Annotated in this window: 15 protein-coding genes; 4 read left to right on the top strand and 11 right to left on the bottom strand. The window is 41.1% G+C overall.

Annotated elements, in window-relative coordinates:
• Positions 1-36: 36 nt before the first annotated feature.
• From NSQ52_RS18865 to NSQ52_RS18830, 8 genes are all read right to left on the bottom strand, one after another.
• Positions 37-381, bottom strand: a complete 345-nt coding sequence (locus NSQ52_RS18865; RefSeq protein ID WP_025208266.1) for an uberolysin/carnocyclin family circular bacteriocin — start codon at positions 379-381, stop codon at positions 37-39.
• Between the two features lie 23 nt (positions 382-404).
• Entirely contained in the window at positions 405-1,058 is a 654-nt protein-coding gene (locus tag NSQ52_RS18860) for a YIP1 family protein (protein WP_025208265.1), read from the bottom strand.
• 153 nt (positions 1,059-1,211) lie between these two features.
• The gene (locus NSQ52_RS18855; RefSeq protein WP_342473765.1) at positions 1,212-3,293 is read right to left on the bottom strand and encodes a beta-galactosidase; all 2,082 of its coding nucleotides are present in this window, start codon (positions 3,291-3,293) and stop codon (positions 1,212-1,214) included.
• Between the two features lie 23 nt (positions 3,294-3,316).
• Positions 3,317-4,525: a glycosyl hydrolase 53 family protein gene (locus tag NSQ52_RS18850; protein WP_058337131.1), complete on the bottom strand. Its 1,209-nt coding sequence runs from the start codon at positions 4,523-4,525 to the stop codon at positions 3,317-3,319.
• A gap of 11 nt (positions 4,526-4,536) precedes the next feature.
• Positions 4,537-5,379, bottom strand: coding sequence for a sugar ABC transporter permease (locus NSQ52_RS18845; RefSeq protein WP_007497274.1), 843 nt, complete (start codon positions 5,377-5,379; stop codon positions 4,537-4,539).
• A 1-nt stretch (position 5,380) separates the two neighbouring features.
• Entirely contained in the window at positions 5,381-6,619 is a 1,239-nt protein-coding gene (locus NSQ52_RS18840; protein ID WP_045033662.1) for a sugar ABC transporter permease, read from the bottom strand.
• A 145-nt stretch (positions 6,620-6,764) separates the two neighbouring features.
• Positions 6,765-8,030 (bottom strand): extracellular solute-binding protein, encoded by a 1,266-nt coding sequence (locus NSQ52_RS18835; protein WP_342473764.1) that lies wholly within the window; start codon positions 8,028-8,030, stop codon positions 6,765-6,767.
• 172 nt (positions 8,031-8,202) lie between these two features.
• Positions 8,203-9,198 (bottom strand): LacI family DNA-binding transcriptional regulator, encoded by a 996-nt coding sequence (locus NSQ52_RS18830; RefSeq protein ID WP_024720441.1) that lies wholly within the window; start codon positions 9,196-9,198, stop codon positions 8,203-8,205.
• A 171-nt stretch (positions 9,199-9,369) separates the two neighbouring features.
• Between NSQ52_RS18830 and NSQ52_RS18825 the strand changes: the two genes are divergently transcribed.
• Entirely contained in the window at positions 9,370-10,269 is a 900-nt protein-coding gene (locus tag NSQ52_RS18825) for a LysR family transcriptional regulator (protein ID WP_342473763.1), read from the top strand.
• 15 nt (positions 10,270-10,284) lie between these two features.
• On the opposite strand, the gene NSQ52_RS18820 is transcribed toward NSQ52_RS18825, so the two are convergent.
• The 3 genes from NSQ52_RS18820 to NSQ52_RS18810 form a co-directional block, all read right to left on the bottom strand.
• Complete coding sequence (locus NSQ52_RS18820; protein ID WP_047946714.1) at positions 10,285-11,961, bottom strand: hypothetical protein; 1,677 nt, start codon at positions 11,959-11,961, stop codon at positions 10,285-10,287.
• 82 nt (positions 11,962-12,043) lie between these two features.
• A complete protein-coding gene (locus tag NSQ52_RS18815) occupies positions 12,044-12,454 on the bottom strand; it encodes a hypothetical protein (RefSeq protein WP_160758273.1) in 411 nt (136 codons plus the stop codon).
• A gap of 12 nt (positions 12,455-12,466) precedes the next feature.
• Positions 12,467-13,951 carry a lipase gene (locus NSQ52_RS18810; RefSeq protein ID WP_342473762.1) on the bottom strand — a complete coding sequence of 495 codons (1,485 nt, stop codon included), beginning with the start codon at positions 13,949-13,951 and terminating at the stop codon, positions 12,467-12,469.
• 115 nt (positions 13,952-14,066) lie between these two features.
• Here NSQ52_RS18810 and NSQ52_RS18805 point away from each other — a divergent pair, with 115 nt between their 5' ends.
• The 3 genes from NSQ52_RS18805 to NSQ52_RS18795 all read left to right on the top strand — a co-directional run bounded on the left by NSQ52_RS18805 (position 14,067) and on the right by NSQ52_RS18795 (position 16,139).
• Positions 14,067-14,567 (top strand): DUF1433 domain-containing protein, encoded by a 501-nt coding sequence (locus tag NSQ52_RS18805; RefSeq protein WP_341299125.1) that lies wholly within the window; start codon positions 14,067-14,069, stop codon positions 14,565-14,567.
• 63 nt (positions 14,568-14,630) lie between these two features.
• Entirely contained in the window at positions 14,631-15,104 is a 474-nt protein-coding gene (locus NSQ52_RS18800) for a DUF1433 domain-containing protein (RefSeq protein WP_342473761.1), read from the top strand.
• Positions 15,105-15,203: 99 nt separating this feature from the next.
• On the top strand, positions 15,204-16,139 hold the full coding sequence (locus NSQ52_RS18795; RefSeq protein WP_056408434.1) for a nucleoside hydrolase: 936 nt from the start codon (positions 15,204-15,206) through the stop codon (positions 16,137-16,139).
• Positions 16,140-16,225: the final 86 nt, after the last annotated feature.

The raw sequence follows: 16,225 nt of genomic DNA, 5'->3' as shown, positions 1-16,225 counted from the left end.
GTATAATTATACTCCTCAATTTCTTCACTTTGGATTTTACCATTCTGCAGCGTATTTTTTGCCGTGTTTTGTAGCCAATTTTTTCGCAGTAGCTACCATAGCAGCAGTGACAAGGCCAGTTCCACCCAAAACAACAGCTAATAGACTAAGTATTGTTAGGACATCGCCAGTAGTCATGATAACACCTATAGCAGCATAAGCGGTCTTGCGACTAATTCCTAAGTTTGTTGCAAGATCTAATGCAAATTGATTACCTGAATTGAAATCAATAGAAGCTAAACTTGCAATACCTTCTGAAGAACCCATAAGGAAAGTAGCGATGGCAAAAAGAGAAACTATACTTGTAACACTCGCAATTTTAAAAAGATTGCTATTTTTCATATTTGAATTCACCTCCTTTCAGTTTACAAAAATAAGCTAGTTGAAAAAAGAGAAATAATACCTAAAGACATTGTTATACAAACGATTATGACAGTTTTTATATAGGAAATTTTGTGTATTTCTTTAATTGCAATACACCCTAGAATGGTAGACCACCAAAAAAAGGGGTCGATGATAATATTCAATATAATATCAATTGGCTTTTGAGAATTTGGATAAATAACTGAAAATGCAAAATCACTACCTAAAAAGAAAGAAAAGATAATGAGAATTATAAATTTGATAGCAACCGGTATGATAGAATAAATAAAACTTGGGAAAAACTCTTTAGCAGTAGCAACACCACCAAATAATATCCCAATGATATGTATTATAAAGAAGCTTACAAGAACCATTGCTGTAAATTGAACAATCCCTAGTGCTAGTGTAATCATCATAATGAGTATGCTCATATCAGCAGTATAATCAATCCCATTTGTTTTAAAAGAATGATTAATTAATGTAGAGATTGTGGGGAAAATAGCTAAATAAAACCCTAAAAACAGACTTAACACAGCCAGGAAAACAAACCAAGAATGACGATAATTTTTTTCACTAGAGTATTTGATTAAGAGAAAGTTCTTAGGAGAAAAGACGAAATGATGTATTAGAGTAATAAAGTTGTGTTTATTATCCATAAATGCTCCTTGATTCAAAAGTGTTTTTTTGCTAATTCTCACAAATAATGTATCATGTTTTGCCATATTATTTCAAGTTAGAATTGTGTTTATAAGCTGAATTTAAGCTGAATTTAAGGTTGGTTCTTGCATAAAAAGAAAAAAAGAATGTCTTTAAAGACATTCTTTTTTTCTTTTTAATATAAAATATTCATAGGCATCTAGTATTATTTTTCCTGTTAAATTTGAAGAGTGGAATGCATCTTCATAAGTGATTTGATCTTCTAACAAAATTACCTTTTTACTATCTGTAAAATTCATCATAAACACAAAGTCCCGCGATCCATCTGTTCGTTTCTGTACACTGACTCCCTCTGGAATTGAAGAGGAGAGGATCGGCTTTATCCCTATTCCTGTGATGAGATCTTCGTAAAAATCATCATAAAACGCTTGCTCATTTTCAGAAGCCATATAGTATGCTTTCCCTTTGCCAAATGGACGGACAGTAAGGGCGGGCTGCCCTTCATAGCAGCCATTCTCAAAATGCCCTAACACAGAGGCTGATTCTGGGTGAATGGATTCGCAATATTGCCCGACATGGTAGGTGCGTCCATTTCCTGTGGTCATTAAGACGTGTTCATCTGGCATCAATGTGTTGATTTCCTCTGCCCAAACACCAAGTACATGGCGGAGAGGGCCAGGGAAACCACCGAGGAAACAGAGGTCGTTTTCATCAACCATGCCGCTCCAGTACGTTGCTACAAAAATGCCACCCTCTTTGACAAATGCTTCGATCTTTTCTACCACGCCTGGTTTGATCATGTAGAGCATTGGCCCCACAAGCACTCGATAGGATGAGAAATCCTTTTCCATCCCGACAATATCAACAGGGATACCCTTTTTCCAGAAACTACGATAGTGAGTTTGGCAAGCCTCTACATAGCGTTTGTTGGTATTATTTAAGCCTTGCGCATCATCAATTGCCCAATGGTTTTCCCAATCATATATGATGGCCACCTCTGGTTGAACGGATGTACCCGCAATCGGTTGAAGCTGCTCCAGCTGTTTTCCTAAATCAGCGACTTCTTGAAACACACGCGTGTGTTCATGTCCTGAATGATCCACAACAGCGCCGTGGAATTTTTCAGAGGCGCCCCGGCCTTGTCTCCACTGGAAATAAAGGACGGAGTCGGACCCGTGGGCAATCGCCTGCATGGCAGAGAGGTGTGCCATTCCTTTATGCTTCACCTTATTCACTTCATGCCAGTTCACGAGGCTTGGTGTGCTTTCCATCACAAGAAACGGCTGACCGCCCTTTAATGAACGATACAAATCGTGAACGAAGGCGACGTTTGACGCTAATTCTGCAGTGGATTCTCTGCCGCTATGCCATGCTGGATAGCTATCCCATGAGATCACGTCGACTTCTTTTGCAAATTGATGATAATCCAGTCCAAGAAATGGACGCATATGCGGATAGTCGCCCATAAAATTGGTGGTTACTGGCACATGAGGTGTTAATTCTCGTAGTGGTTCAATTTCATTTTGATAAAAATTGATCGTTTGTGCTGTGACAAAACGCTTCCAGTCTAGGTTCATGCCATGAATCATGTGCTCCCCGTGCGGTGCAGGTGACTCGATTTGCGACCAATCGGTAAAGGTGTGGCTCCAAAATCCCGTCCACCATGCTTGATTCAAAGCTTCAAGGTCATGGTTGTATTTGTCTTTCAAATAGTCTCTAAATGCTTCTTGGCAAAGATCACAATGACATTCACCGCCGTATTCATTTGAAATGTGCCACATGATCAGCGCTGGATGGTCCTTGTAGCGTTCAGCAAGCAAACGATTGAGTGTATTCGTTTTTTCTCGATAAACCGGTGAGGTGAAGCAATGATTATGGCGAAGTCCGTGTAAGTTGCGCTGGCGGTTTGCTTCAACGCGTAAGACTTCTGGATATGTTTGCGAGAGCCAAGCAGGTCTTGCTCCGCTTGGCGTGGCGAGAATGGCGTGAGCTCCCTGCGCTGCCAAGCGGTCCATGATATCATCCAGCCAGGCAAAATCATATTCCCCTTCTTTTGGCTCGAGCTTGCTCCAAGCGAAAATGTTGATAGAGAATGTTTGACAGTGTGCAAGCTTCATTAATCGAAAATCTTCGTCAATGATCTCCGGCATATGAAGCCATTGATCAGGATTATAGTCGCCACCATGCAAAAAGCCTTTCACATTTGGGTGAACGAGTGGGTAACGCTTTCCCATTTTGTCACGTCCTATCTGTTTAATTACGGTGTCATTTGTTTAAATACATCAAGAGAAGGCAGGGCTTTTCCGTTGAAATCAAACATGGCCTGATTTTCCCAAGCATTCCCGACTGTGCCGGTTGTTTGAATATAAGCGAGCCCGTATTGACTAGACCACGGAGCACCTTTTGCTGGAATCCAAAGCGGCTCCCAATAAAAGAACCCTTTCCCGCGATTGTTTTTTACTTGTGAAATTTTTTCTGATAGATCTCGTATAAAAGATGCCTGCCCTTGTGGTGATGCTGGATAACCGGCCGTATTGACTGAATCTTGGTTAAATGAGTTATCGAGGTTGTCACCATTTGCTGTCGTAAAGCCGTAGGCGGTTTCTACCACGATGACATCTTTGTTATAGCGGGCGCTAATATCATTCATGTTGTTAGTAAGACCGCTAAATCCCCCGTCCCAATACGGGTAGTAAGATAAACCGATCGTATCGAACGAAACGCCTCGTTTGGTGATTTCATCAAACCACCAGCGAGATGCACCATTGTCCCCTCCATGTGCAAGATGAAGCATGACTTTGATGTTTGAATCGACAGAGCGGACAGCATTTGTCCCCGCTTTTAGCAAAGCAGCGAGTCGGTCAAATTCACCGCCGCCTTCACCCCAGCTCTTTCCGTTCGGCCAAAGCATACCTGAATTTAATTCATTCCCGACCTGTACCATATTTGGTAGGGCATTTTGTGCTTTCATCGCTTTAAGTACATCGCTTGTGTAAGTGCCAACAGCTTTTTCTAAATCGCTTTGGGAGAGATTGGTCCAAGCTTTCGGTTTGAACTGTTTACCGGGATCGGTCCAGAAATCACTGTAGTGAAAATCAAGCAGCACTTTCATATTTTGTGCTTTTGCACGTTTCGAGAGAGAAATGGCGGTATTTAAATCGTTTGTCCCCCCGTTATAGGCACGGCCTTGGTTGTCGTATGGATGGTTCCAGAGTCTGATGCGCACATAGTTGACACCTTTCTCTTTTAATAGCTTGAGCGGATCAACCTGCTGCCAGTTTTGGTTGTAGTATTTGCCGCCGCTTCGCTCCACTTCTGCGAGCATGGAGATATCGGCTCCTTTGATGAAATCACCTTGCAATCCATTGATCGGTTTCACCGAAATCGAATCAGCCTTTGCTTCAGGCAGAATACCTAACCCCATCAGAAAGAAAACGACAACAGTGACAAGCAACCATTTCTTCATCAAATCTCTCCTTATCCTTTTGTCCCGCCTTGTGTGAGGCCGGATACAAATTGTTTTTGTAAAACAAGAAACAATAGAGCAACTGGAATCGCAATGAGTAAAGCCCCGGCTGCAAAGGTCGTGTAGCTGGCACCCATTTTGTCTGATACAAGATTGTATAGACCGATTGGGAGCGTATACATTTCGGGTGAGCGGACAATGACACTGGAGATAATGAAATCACCGAGCGGCCCTGTAAATGAGTTGATGGCAACAACGGCTAAAATCGGCTTGGCAAGTGGCATAATAATTTGGATGAAAATCCGGAAATGCCCTGCGCCATCCATTCTGGCTGATTCATCAAGATCCTTTGGAATCGCATCAAGATAGCCTTTCATTAAATACGTATTCATCGGAATTTGTCCGCCTGCATAAATCAAAATCAATGCGAGGTGGCTGTTAATGAGTCCAAGCATTTGAGCCAATACAAATATGGCAATCAGCGCTGAAAATTGAGGAATCATTTGCAACAGCAAAAAGAGCATTAGCCCATTTTTGCGTCCTTTGAATCGGAACCTAGAAAAGGCATAGCCTGTAAAGCTGACAAGGATCAACGTTAAGAGCATAGTCGCAATACTGATTTTCATTGAGTTCCAATACCATTTTGCATAAAGTGCCCCCTGACCGAAGAAGAGTTCTGTAAAGTGGCTGAACGTTGGATTCTTCGGAAACATGCTTGTGCTCATCAGGCTGTTTCCAGGATTAAAGGAAGCGCCGATCGTCCAAAGGAGTGGATATAGAATACAAACGGAGGCAATGAAAAGGATGAAATAAGTGATACTCAGGCGAATGAGCTTATTTTGTTTTGATCCCATATCACATCATGTCCTCCTCTTTGAATGAATTCGTTCTCTTAAATTGCCAAAGTGCAATGGCAATGACGAAGATTGATAGTAAGATCGTAACAGCGGCAGCGAGTGCATATTGAGAAGACTGCATCGTCAGTTTGTAAATCCAAGACACCAAGATGTCTGTGCCCCCAGCAGTTGAGCCAGCCACAGGCGGTCCTCCGCCATTAAATAAGTAGATGATATTAAAGTTGTTAAAGTTAAACGTATATTGCGTGATTAATATAGGTGCAATTGAATAGAGGACAAGCGGTAATGTGATGGAACGGAATTTCTGAAAGAAATTTGCCCCATCAATGGTTGCAGCCTCGTATAAATCTTCAGGAATGGCCTGCAAAACGCCAGTTGTCATAATGAACACAAAAGGAAAACCAAGCCAAGTCTGCATCGCAATAAGAGCGATTTTGCTCCAAAATGGATCTGTCAGCCATGGTTTTGGATCAATTCCAATCGATGCAAAAAGGGTATTGTTGATCGCACCAAACGTGTCGTTAAACAATCCAGCAAACACCAAAATGGTCACAAATCCTGGAACAGCCCACGGCAGAATCAAAATCGTTCTGAAAAACCGTTTTCCTTTTAAATCTTTTTGATTGAGCAGAACCGCTAGGAAAATGCCGACAGCACATTGAAGGGTCGATGCAGCCAACGTCCATACGACCGTCCAGCCTAGTACATCAATGAATGTGTCTCTCCAAATATCGATTGAAAAGATATTTTGAAAGTTTTTGATGCCTACCCAATCAATGAGATTGGCAGGAGGCGAGTGGTATAAATCATAGTTTGTAAAGGCCAGCGCAAAGCTGAACATAATAGGAAAGACAACAGAGAATAGAAGTAAAAAGAAAGCAGGAGTGCTCATTAAGTAAGGAAAGCCTTGGTCGATGAGCTGATGGTATTGAGCACGGATGGAATGAAGCGGAACCCCTTGATCACGTTTCTTTCCGTTCATAAATGCATCTCGTATCATGAGTACATAAAAACCGATGCCAAATCCAGCTGTTAAAAGTGCAATAATTCCTTTTGCTAAAAGGAAAACAGAGTTGTCACGAGGCAGCATCGTACCAAGTGTGAACAGCCCCCAGAAGCCAATATTGAATAAATCATAAAACACAAGTAGAAAAGAAACGCCAAACAGGAAAAAGAGTGCCCCTTTGCCATACTGTTTGTTGTATATTTGCCCCATCCCGGGTATAAGAGAGAACATTAGCGCCCGTCTCCGGTGTGTATTTGATTCCACTATGTGTGTGCGGTCTAGTTCAAGGTTACCCGTCACGTTTAACACCTACTTCATATGAAATTAGATCAAGTGCAGGCAGCATGACAGATGAACAGCTTCCTGCGCTTGGTGTTTATTTGGAGTGATTCGCTTTAATTTGCGAGTCGATTTGTTTGACCGCATCATCAAATGCTTTTTTCACATCGGTACGGCCAGTCGCAATCAGCCCTAATGCGCTGTCAATTGGCTTCCACACCTCTGCCATTTCTGGATTGTTCGGTGTCAGCGTGGCATATTTCGTTTGCTTTGAAACAGCATCCGCATTAGCGTTTTCAGTAATGACTGGGTCTTTCATCAGTTTTTTCACTGGTGGAATTTCCTCTGTGACTTCAAAGCGCTTTTTCGAATTTTTTTCGTTCGTGATAAACTCAACAAATTTCTCGGCAAGTTCTTTATTTTTAGAATAAGAGGAGACGTTGTAGCTCTTTACACCTAAGAACGAGCTCATATGTTTTCCGTTAGTGAGTGTTGGTAGCTCGGACACGCCATAGTCGATACCCGCTTCTTTATAAGGACCAAATGACCATGGACCAGAAATGACAGCCGCTGCCTTTTTCTCAGTGAATAAGGAATTGAGGACATTGATTCCTTGCTCACCAATGATACCTTTCGGGAAAAGTCCTTCGCTAAAGAATGTCTGAATGTATTTTCCGCCTTCGATGGCACCATCGTTATTAAGACCAATATCATTGACGTCATAAGAACCATCGTTTTTCTGTTTGAAAATATAGCCACCTGAACCGCCTAATACACTTTGTGCGTAGTAAATTTCATCCCACTTCGCAACAAAACCGTATTTCCCGTCCTTTGTCAGCTTTTTCGAAAGGTCATACCAGCCATCGAGTGTCGTTGGTGCCTTTTTCACAAGGTCTTTGTTATAGAAAAGCACAGTGGTTTCAACGGATTTTGGCAGGCCATATAGCTTACCATCTATCGTTTGTGATTGAATCGATTCGTCTGTGAAGGAATTGATCACTTTTTCATCTGGTTTGATTTCTTGTAACAATCCCTCTGTGACAGCTGATCCAATTTGGTCGTGAGGCATGGTGATGACATCTGGACCAGTGCCGGCTGCGCCATCAAGACGAAGCGCTTCAATTTGGTCGGCATATGCTTTTTCGACCACTTTGACTTTCACGTCGTTTTGTTTTTCAAATTCTTTGACGGCGTCTTGAATCCCATCAGACTTTTTGACATCCTCCCACACTAGCAAGGTCTTTGTACCTGTAGATGCCGGCTGTGTACCGCTTGAATTGTCATCTCCTGGTCCGCATGCTGACAGCAGCAGCACAGCAGTACCAACGACTGCCGATAATGTCGCCCATTTTCCCTTTTTCATTCGTAATCCCCTCTCGTTCTTTTTTCACAGATGATAAGAAAACGCTTTCTTAATGTGAGAATATCAACTTGAGTAAAAAAAGTAAACACATTTTATTAAATTTATTAAGTAAAATTTTTTACTGAAATAAAGAGAAAAGAAGCCCACCATATACGGCAGGCCTTCCAGCTGTTTATATCGTGCTTTTCCGAAAGACAGGTTCTGAGGCAATCAGCACGGTTTTTGGTAATGTTCTGCCATCAACCAGTCTTTCTAAAAGTAAATCGACAGCTGTTTCGCAAAGTAAAGAGGTATGGATGTGATAAGTTGTGAGCGGTGGTGACACATATTGAGAGACGTGAATATCGTTGATACTAAAGACACTCACTCGATTTGGTAAAGAAAAACCGCGTTCATTTAATGCTTGTAAACAGCCTATCGCAAGAGGATCACTTGCGACACAAAAAGCGGTTGGCAGGTGATCGCCGAGCTCGTCGATCGCCTTCATCATCAATGAATAGCCTTCATCTACAGAGAAGTGGTGACCGATATAGACCAATTGTTCATCCAGTTTGTTGTGTGCTGTCATGTACTGGCGGAAGGTCGTTTCACGAATATCTGGAATACGCCTATTTGTATTGAGATCAAGATCTGTCCCGCCAATAAATCCGATGGATGTGTGCTGTTTTTCGATAAAAGAATCGATAATCTTTTCTACAATTCGTTTCAGGTTTGGTTTCACAGAATCAAAGCGGTCTTCATCTGGTGATGTATCAATAAAGACGATATGTTTTGTGATTGCATATAATTGATCAAGCTCAGTTTTTTTAAATCGACCGATGGCGATGATGCCTTCTGTAGAAGGATCAATCGATTGAAGACCATCAGATGGGTTGTAAGCGGTAACATTTAAGCTTCTGGTATTGGTGAGTTCCTCAATGCCTAGACGAATGGATTTGAAATAAATATCTTCAAGCTCTTCTTTTTCGGTCATCCAATAGAGAAAGGCAATTTTTTTTAGTGAATGTTTGAATGTCTTTTTTTGATAGGACAAAGCTTCTGCTGCCGCGTATACTCTCTCACGTGTTTGATCCGTAACCGATAGGTTGGGATCTTGGTTCAGTACGCGAGACACGGTGGCGATGGATAATCCGGCTTTTTCCGCAATGTCCTTTATTTTAGCTGCCAAGTCAGCACCTCCTATAGAAAATATCTCCTTTCAGTATAGAGTCTTTAAAAAAATTAGTAAATATTTTTATTAAATTGATTGGTTTAGGCTGTTCTTTACGAGTTGGAAAGGAATTAGTAAGATATATGTATTGAAGATGTAGGATTAAGATTTCTGATAGGAGAGGGACAGATGTATTATGATGCACTGAAGACATTTGTGACAGTGGTAGAAGAGAAAAACTTTACAAAAGCAGCTCAGAAGCTACGGATTTCTCAACCGAGTGTCAGTCTTCACATTAAGAACTTGGAGCAGGAATTTCAGACGGTTCTGCTCAATCGTTCGCCAAAGCAATTAACGGTGACGCCAACTGGGGATATGCTGTACCATCGATCAAAACAAATCATTCGTTTATATGAACAGGCGAAGCAGGATATTTATGAGCATCATCATCTGGCACGAGGGAAGCTCACGATTGGAGCGAGTTTTACCATTGGGGAGTATGTGCTGCCGCAAATTTTGGCACAATTTCATCAGCTCTATCCGCATGTTGATATTGAGGTAGTCATTGATAATACAGAGGCGATCGCTAGACATGTTCGGTTGTTCCATGTCGACATCGGACTGATTGAAGGACAAACCAATGACAAAGAACTCTCTGTAGAAACGTTCCTAGAGGATGAACTGTATATCGTTGCCCCATTAGACCATCCGTTTGCAAAGAAAAAGGATGTCACCATTGAGCAATTACAAAATGAAACATGGATCACAAGAGAAGAAGGATCTGGGACAGGAGAATACTTACAGCACGTCCTGAAATCAAATGGACTGAAAGCGCGGACCTTTGTGACATTTAGCAGCAATCAAGCGATTAAAGAAGCTGTCATTCATGGAATGGGGCTGTCTGTTTTATCTAAATATGTCCTTCAGCGGGGCAGCATTGGCGGGGAATTGGCTGTCATTTCTGTGAGGGGAATGGACTTTAAACGGACATTTTCCTATGTCGAATCCCCGATGACAGGTGGGAATAAAAATAAGGAATTGCTTGTTGAGTTGTTGAGAAAAGAGAAAAAAGACGCTTCTCCGCAGTAGGAGAAACGTCTTTTTTTATAATCCTTTGATGTTGATTTCATCGACTGGGAGGAAAATCTCACCTGTATCTGTGTACTTCATGGTGACTTGATCGCCTTCTTTTAAATAAATAATAAGAGGCTCTTTTTCAGATGACATGGTGTAGTTTTTCCCATCGTCTAGTAAGAAGGTGACGGTTGTATAATCACCGGTCTTTTCCTTATACACCCTCTTCACTTTGCCTGTCGACTCTTTCTTTTCTTGCTTTGATGAACTATTGACGGTACCGCCGCCTTTTTGAAGAGCTGTTTTATAGGCTCTTAGTGCTTCGTTTGGTGTAGAAGCGTATGCGGCGATTTCAGGATTGGCTGCCGAAACAATAAAGTAGTTTTGCAGGAATCCGTTTGAATCGAGAACAGGTGTAAGCCAGCTGGCTTCCCCGTAGAAATTATAAAGAATCGGCATGCGGCCCTTCCATTTCTTCTCGATAAATCGTTTCTCAATAATTTGCAAAGCTCCCTGTGAATCCATGTAGGATTCTTCAAGATTACCCGTATAATACGTGGCTTTTCCTGTTCGGGCATTTGTTAGTGCATACCCGAGCATGGAATCAACGCCCTCTTTTGGACTGGTGAAATCTGTGAAGTAATACATATCCCCTTTTGAATCAAACACCGGACTTACATTGGCTTCAGTCCCCTCATCAGAAGGCAGCTTCACATCTGATTTTCCAAAGAGGCTGTTCCAGAAACCATGTACATAGTTGCCGAAGTAACTATTCTGCAGACTGACAGCCTCTGGTGACACAGCGCCATCAATAAAGGCTGGTACTTTGTCTAAGGAATATTTCTTCGTTGCACCCGTTTTGGCATCCACAACAACCACACCTGAAGCTTTAAACCCGTTTCGTGCAGAGATGAAATCTCCAAATGTTTGGATGTAATAAGGCTTGCCATCATCATTGATCTCGAGCTGCGTGTCTCCATAGAAAATCAAATCTGGGTACTGAAGACGGATATGCCGCTCAATTTCCTTATTGAAATAGGAAGAAGGCGTATAGACCATCTCGGTTTTCACAAACTTTGGATTGGCAGATGAGTCGGTCGCACTTAATGTAAAGTAACCCGGTGTGCTACCAGAACGAATCCATTTAAAGAAATCGGAGAACTCGACGGGTGCGATATACACATACTCACCATTGACCTTCTGAATTTGCAAGCTGCCAAGCTCGTAGTAACTCGTGTTTGGCACCTGTCCGAACGATTTCTTCATCTTATTGCGAGCAAATTGCGGTGGTACACTCGCAGGTGTTTCTGTCTCATCGAACGCTTTGATTTCGACTTTTTGCTCCATTTTAGACACGTCGAATTTCTCATTTGCATTAAATAGAAAAGCGGTTGCCATATAAACACCGAGCAGCAATAATATGAGAAATAAAACGCCCTTGATCTTCCGCTCCAATCCCACTGATAAAAAGGCACCTGCTGCTGTCACAACAAGTCCAATGAGCCACAGTGATGATGGGTTGCGGTCTAAATTGGTGATGTAGTAGAAGCCGAAAATCCCGATGATAAACAGCAGTGCCAGTCCCGCAATCCACATAAGCGGCACCTGTTGTTCAGTCCCTTTCTTTCTAACGATTAACCTGAGTGGTGTGAGCAAAAGGGTCAGGACAAGACCGATCACAACCGAAAATAACAACATATATCCCACAAACAGATCTCCTTTCAAATCAATCACTCTTTTAGTATATACGAGTGAGACGGGGAAAAGATTCACCGGATGGAAGGTTCATTTAAATGCCGATCGAATCAATGGCTGATTGAACATCTTCTTTCAGCTCAAAAAATGTGAGTCTTTCTTCGATTTTCTCTATTAACGCGTCAATGGCTTCACCTGACATATGGGTTTGGATGTTCCTTTGATGTTTGTACACGTTAATCAGAAGGTCATCAATCAGATCTACTATTTTTTTGGCTTCTTGACGATCCTCTGCAAATTCATTTTGAAGTTGATGCCGGATGGCTCTGATCAGCGCTGTTTTCTGTTCTTCCTTGATCTTTGCCTTCAAAGCAGCCAGCTCTGCTGGTGTCATATCTTCCGTGTTAAAGTTTGCTTGAGAGAAGATGGAGCTAGATGTATGCGTATCTGTGACTCTCTGCAAAAAACGATCTGCGTCTGTTGGTTGTTTCTTTGAAAATTCCATTTGTCGTACTCCTTAAGAAATCCCCATATTCTTGGCAAGGGTTGTATCTGTATCGTGGTATTGTTTTCCTAGCTGGCTCATATCATCTGATATTGAGTCCATCCACCTTTTCATATCCATCGCATGATCAATCGCTGCATCATACTTTTTGACCGAATAGAATTCATTTTCAAGACCCTCTGTTTTTAAGTGGCGAATCACAGCATCCACATCTGAAGCCGTCAGCTGGTCATACGAACCAAAACCGACAATTTGTTTGTATCTTGAACGAACGCGTTCCACCGATTGATCCACTTTGTCATCGAGTTTCTCAATTTTACGAATGATTTGCTGCATATGGTGCTCGGCATATGTGGAGAATTTACGACCTGTGTTCATGAGAACATGCGACTTGATTAAAATCGCTACCACACTTTGCGGGTGAACATTTGATTGGCTCAATTGATGTAACATGGCGGCAGTGAGAGAAGGGTTTTTTCTCAACATATCATCAATGGTTTGAACGGAGCCATCTGACGAAAAGGAATACCGGTCTAAGCCATGGCTGCCGGCGAGGGCTTCAAGAAATAAATTCGCATCAAGTGAAGGATTCACACTCATTGCCCGATTGAGGAGATTTTTCATAAATTGGACGGCCTTTGAGGAGTCCTCAGTGTAATCGACGCCTTCAGGTAAAGCGGCATCATACATCACTTTCACACGACCGATTTCTGTCGTATGACGATTTAAGAGAGATAGCCCGTCATTGAGATTGATATATTCTGTTAATCTACTACGGTAATCACCTTTTAATGCTTTGGCTTGCAGACCATCCGATAGATTTGGGTAAATATTCGGATTCTCAAAGGTGACCCCGCCTTGAATAAAATCATTTTTGACAAGAACATAAGAAGCATTTGACCCGCCAAGTGAATGCCCTGTCACATACATCTTCGCATTCGGCATTTTTTTATTGATCTCTTTTGCATACCGGTCCGCCTGCACCATTTGATTCTCTGCACCGTGTTCAAAGGGGATATTTTTAATCAAATACTTCGTATCTGAAATCAACCAATCTTGTACAATCTCATTTGTATAGGTCGTTGTCCCTGTCGTCATCTTCGTCGTGACTTCCTTTGACGTCTGTGACTGGCTAAAAGGAGGCAGCTTTGTCAAAATGGTAGAAAGAAGATCATCTGACTCTTTTTTTCCATGTTTTTTAATGGTATCTTTATATTGGCCTGCCCCAATCGGTTCTGAGCCGCGGTAGGCGATGACGGCGTTTTTGATTTTGGTGAGGTCTTTGCCGCCATCGGAGCGCTCAAAATCTTCTTCTGATACAAGGGTTAGTGAGTTAAGACCTTTTTTTGTTTCTTGGTGGTCAACAACATACATTATTTTACCATTTTTCAAGTGTATATCTTTAGAATTTTCATAGTTGAAGATATCATAAGAGGCTGATGATATTTCATTATATTCTTTATCGCTAAGTTGATTAATTGCATATTTTTTGGTCAATATTTACACTCCTGTAATAATAATCATGTATATTATAAGATATTGTATGGTAAATATCTATAAAAAAAGGTATAAAAACCTATCGATTGAATATTTAAAAGGTGGGATATTTTTTGTGAAAAATACATTTAAGGTTGTACTGATTGTTTTGATTACTATCGTTTTTATTCTAGTATTATCACTTGTTTTTCAAAAAGATAAAGAAAAAAAATTGAATGAATCAGAAGGTGAAACAATCGTGAAAGAGAAGAACGATTTAGAACAAGCAAAAGAATTCGCAGAAGAAATGAAACCGAAAGTAGAAGAACGTTTACATAAAATAGATATTCACAACTTTATTAAAACCATTACGTTCGATAAGGGAGTAAATGTTAATCCAATGGGTTATATAATAATTAGAGGGTATATTAATGGTAACCCAGAAAAGTATGACTTCTCTGCATCATTAGAATATCGATCTAAGGAAGTAGGTACCATGACTTTTTCTCCTGAATTATCTTATCGATTTAAAGACTGGGATAAATTCAAAGATGAACCTGAACTAAAGGAAAACTATCTTAAAAGACTCTCCGAAAAAGAACGTGAACAGTATCTTAAAGATATTGGAGAAAAATAATAAAACAGGTAATCACCTACCTGTTTTTTATTTTTCATTATTAAGAAGGTGGCAACGGTAGACATGAAAAACACAATAAAGCTTTTATCTGTATTGTTTGTAGTCATCCTTGTCGCAGTGACTTCGTTAATCGTTCAGATTAACAATAATAATGCGGTCAAGGAAAAGAGTGATCAAGCAAAAGCAGAAGAACTTGCAGAGAAGATGAAACCCAAGATTGAAGAGCACTTACACAAAATAGATATTCATAACTTTATCAAAACCATCACGTTTGAAAAAGATGTGACCATTAACCCAATGGGAGATATTACGATTGATGGTTATGTAAATGATGAACCGGAAAAGTACGGTTTCTCAGGTTCTTTACAATATAGAGCTAAAAAAATCGGTTCAATGAGTTATGACCCTGATTTATCAGACCGCTTTATAGATTGGGAAGAATATAAAGATGAGCCGGAAGTGAAAGAAAATTACCTTAAAAGTTTTACTAAGGAGGAACGTGATCAGTATCTGAGAGACATTGGAGAAAAAGAGTGAAAAATATCCGTTAGCTGTATGTTCTTTAAAAAACGATGACCAAAGTAATATGCTATCATTCCCCTAACAACACTTACAAACAAGGGAGAGCTTTCAAACATGGCAAATAAAAAGAAATTGATCTTGGATGTAGACACTGGAATTGATGATGCGATTGGTATTTTGCTTGCAGTGAAAAGTAAGCGGTTTGATATGTTGGGGATCACAACGGTGTGCGGGAATGTGTCTGTTGAAGCGGCGACGTTGAATACGTGTAAAGTGCTTGAGTTGGTTGAGGCAGAGGAAATCCCTGTCATCAAAGGTGCAGTAACGCCTCTTTTGAGAGCCCCTCATTATGAACATCGGGTGCATGGGGAGGATGGAATTGGCGGCGCTTTAAAAGATGTCGAGCCTAAGAAGACCGCAGATGAAGGTTTTGCGCCTGATTTTATCATTGACCAAGTACTGAAGTATTCGAAGCAGGTTACGCTTGTGTTGACAGGACCGTTAACGAATTTAGCCCTTGCGGTAAAAAAATGCCCTGAGCTGATTCATCACGTGAAAGAAGTCATTTTTATGGGGGGTGTCGTGCAGGGACAGGGGAATGTCACACCGGTTGCGGAATTTAATACATATGCAGATCCAGAAGCGGCGAAATTGGTGCTGGAGGCTGGTTTCCCTTCATTGACTCAAGTAGGGCTGGATGTCACGAGACAGGTCTTGTTAACGGATGAGAGAATTAATGCCATTCAAAATGAAACGTTAGCCAGTTATATCAGAGAGAGCACAAGCATTTACCGCCAGCGCTATTTTGAGCGGAATGGGGTGTGGGCATGTGCCATGCATGATCCGCTTGCTGTAAGTCTTGCAATTGATAAACAACTTGTGAATACACAGGCTTTTCATGTAGAAGTGGAGACGAAGAGTGAGTTCTGCGATGGTCAAATGATATGTGATTTTCAGCACCAATGGGGAAAAGATCGCAATCTTCAAGTGTGTATGGATGTAGATGCTGAAGGGTTTTTTGATTTAATGATCAAAGTCTTGAATTCTTAAAAAAGAAGTCTGTGCAAACAGGCTTCTTTTTTATAAGATGGGAACATGAGGAAATGTATGCGCTCACATGAATAGAGAAGGAGTGA

Origin of the sequence: Bacillus sp. FSL W8-1141, from assembly GCF_038593205.1 — a bacterium.
Lineage (GTDB): Bacteria > Bacillota > Bacilli > Bacillales > Bacillaceae > Bacillus > Bacillus altitudinis.
Note: the sequence above shows the minus strand (reverse complement) of the source record. Positions and strands in the feature narration are given on the sequence as shown.

What these genes read in the sequence shown, in the direction of transcription:
- NSQ52_RS18865 (WP_025208266.1), bottom strand. Translation starts at nt 381, where the DNA reads ATGAAAAATAGCAATCTTTTTAAAATTGCGAGTGTTACAAGTATAGTT.
- NSQ52_RS18855 (WP_342473765.1), bottom strand. Translation starts at nt 3,293, where the DNA reads ATGGGAAAGCGTTACCCACTCGTTCACCCAAATGTGAAAGGCTTTTTG.
- NSQ52_RS18800 (WP_342473761.1), top strand. Translation starts at nt 14,631, where the DNA reads ATGAAAAACACAATAAAGCTTTTATCTGTATTGTTTGTAGTCATCCTT.
- NSQ52_RS18845 (WP_007497274.1), bottom strand. Translation starts at nt 5,379, where the DNA reads ATGGGATCAAAACAAAATAAGCTCATTCGCCTGAGTATCACTTATTTC.
- NSQ52_RS18840 (WP_045033662.1), bottom strand. Translation starts at nt 6,619, where the DNA reads ATGTTCTCTCTTATACCCGGGATGGGGCAAATATACAACAAACAGTAT.
- NSQ52_RS18825 (WP_342473763.1), top strand. Translation starts at nt 9,370, where the DNA reads ATGTATTATGATGCACTGAAGACATTTGTGACAGTGGTAGAAGAGAAA.
- NSQ52_RS18795 (WP_056408434.1), top strand. Translation starts at nt 15,204, where the DNA reads ATGGCAAATAAAAAGAAATTGATCTTGGATGTAGACACTGGAATTGAT.
- NSQ52_RS18815 (WP_160758273.1), bottom strand. Translation starts at nt 12,454, where the DNA reads ATGGAATTTTCAAAGAAACAACCAACAGACGCAGATCGTTTTTTGCAG.
- NSQ52_RS18850 (WP_058337131.1), bottom strand. Translation starts at nt 4,525, where the DNA reads ATGAAGAAATGGTTGCTTGTCACTGTTGTCGTTTTCTTTCTGATGGGG.
- NSQ52_RS18835 (WP_342473764.1), bottom strand. Translation starts at nt 8,030, where the DNA reads ATGAAAAAGGGAAAATGGGCGACATTATCGGCAGTCGTTGGTACTGCT.
- NSQ52_RS18860 (WP_025208265.1), bottom strand. Translation starts at nt 1,058, where the DNA reads ATGGATAATAAACACAACTTTATTACTCTAATACATCATTTCGTCTTT.